We start from the raw sequence: 2,175 nt of genomic DNA, 5'->3' as shown, positions 1-2,175 counted from the left end.
CACCTGTACTTCCTGAGGTGTAAATAACATAGGCTAATCCTTCTGAAGATAAAGTATTACTCAGTGTATTGATCGAACATTCAGAAATAACTCCCCAATCCTTATCCAATAATAAAACCAATAATTCTTCATGATACTCTAAAACTATCTTACTAGAATTACTACTCAATACCAAACCAATGTCTGCATCTTTAAGCATATAATCAATCCTATCCTTTGGATAATGAGGATCTATTGGGACATATACTCCTCCTGACTTTAAAATCCCTAAAATACCAATGATCATATCCAAACTACGATCTAAACAGATACCTACCGAAGAACCTGATTGTATACCTTGATTACGTAAATAGTGAGCCAACTGATTAGAACGCCTATCTAATTCACTATAAGTCAGTTGTTTTTCCTCAAAAATTAGTGCAATGGCTTCTGGTGTCTTGATTGCTTGCTCTTCAAATAAACATACAACAGTCTTATCTTTATGATAATCAACCAATGATACATTATTAAATACATTCAATAATTGTGATTCTTCTTCTTTTGATAGAATATTCAAACCCCTAACACTTATCATTGTTTCACTATTTGCTCCTTCTAATAGCTGAATCAACACTTGTTTTACATAAACAAGAATTCGATCTGAATCAATACTTCCGTCTATTTGAGCTGTTAACTTGAAGTCAACTCCATAATCATCTACATTTAATGTAAAGGGGTAATTATTCCGTTCCTTAGATTCAATAACGTTAATCCCTAAATCAGTAATACTACCATCTTCTGATTCTGATAAAGGAGAAGAATGACGATAATTTAATATTGCACTGAATAAAGCTATGTCATTTGAAATACCACTCCAACCTTGAACATTAGACAAAGGAGTTTGCTCATGAGATAATAGCTCCTTTAAACGAATATTTACTTGATCTAGATATTTACCTATATCTTGGTTTAAATCTAATATTAAGGGAAGTGTATTTATGAATAATCCTAAAGAATCAGCTGCTCCTAAAGAACCTTGCAAACGACCAGAGAACAATGATCCAAAAATAGCATGTTCTCTATTACTACATTTTCCTATTACAATACCATAAGCAGCATGAAACAAAACTGCTGGACTCATACCTAGTCGAACACATACATTACGAAGTTCTTTACTTAATTTTTCAGGCAAAAAAATACTCGACTCTTTAATATTACTACCATCACCAAGAACATTTGATAAACCAAAAGGGTATGTAGGTTCGTCTATGTTTCCAAATAAACCTCTAAAATAGGATTCACTATCATTAATTGATTGAGAGTGTAAGGTATGTCCTATAAAATCTCTATATAAAACAGGGGGTAAAAGACTTGACTCTTCCCCAGATAAATACATTTTAATCTCTGCAATTACTTTTTCTAAACCAATATGATCTAATACTAAATGGTGTAAGTTTACCATCAAATAGCAGCAATTATTTTGAGGATCATCTGCCGTTTTTAGCTCCAACAATGGAGCTATTCTTACATCCATCCATTGATTATCAGGGTTATTTAATGATTCTAATTGTGACAAAACGTCGATAGAAGTGTCTAAATCTACATTATCTACTGACAAACGGGCTTTTCGTAATACAACCTGAACACTACTAGGTAAACCTTCACTCAAAATACAGGTACGTAATACATCATGACGATTAACTACAAATTGTAACGCTTCAATAAAAGAATTACGCTTCTCTTTATCTGAGAATGAAAGTAAATTAGTAAAAACATAAGGATCTCCCTGATTCTTATCACTCATCAAATGATGGAAGTAGATCCCTTCTTGTAACGGAGATAGAGGGTAAACGTCTTGAATGTTAGAAACCCCACCACTAACTTTAGATACTAGCTTGTCCAACTCACTCTGATCAAAATTAACCAAAGGAACCATTGATGGAGTAATACGATCGCTAGTAACTGTAATACCATTATCTGGAACACTATAAATTGATGATAATGAAGATAATTTATCACTAATTGATATAATTATAGGGTTTTCAAAAATATCTTTTACTTCTATATGAAAACCTTTTAATTGCAAACGGGAAATCAATTGAACCGCCAACAAACTATGCCCTCCCAATTCAAAGAAATTATCATAAATACCTACTCGGTCTACTCCTAATAACTCTTGCCAGATTTCTACTAACT

1 protein-coding gene is annotated in these 2,175 nt (G+C 32.6%); it reads right to left on the bottom strand.

Annotated features, from left to right (window positions below):
* Positions 1 to 2,175, bottom strand: a 2,175-nt coding sequence (locus tag H527_RS0118605) for a condensation domain-containing protein (protein ID WP_027414045.1), incomplete at both ends; no start/stop codon positions are given.

The sequence above is a fragment of the Aquimarina muelleri DSM 19832 genome (assembly GCF_000430665.1).
In the GTDB taxonomy this organism is placed as follows: Bacteria; Bacteroidota; Bacteroidia; order Flavobacteriales; family Flavobacteriaceae; genus Aquimarina; species Aquimarina muelleri.
This window is presented reverse-complemented; position numbering and strand designations above follow the sequence as displayed.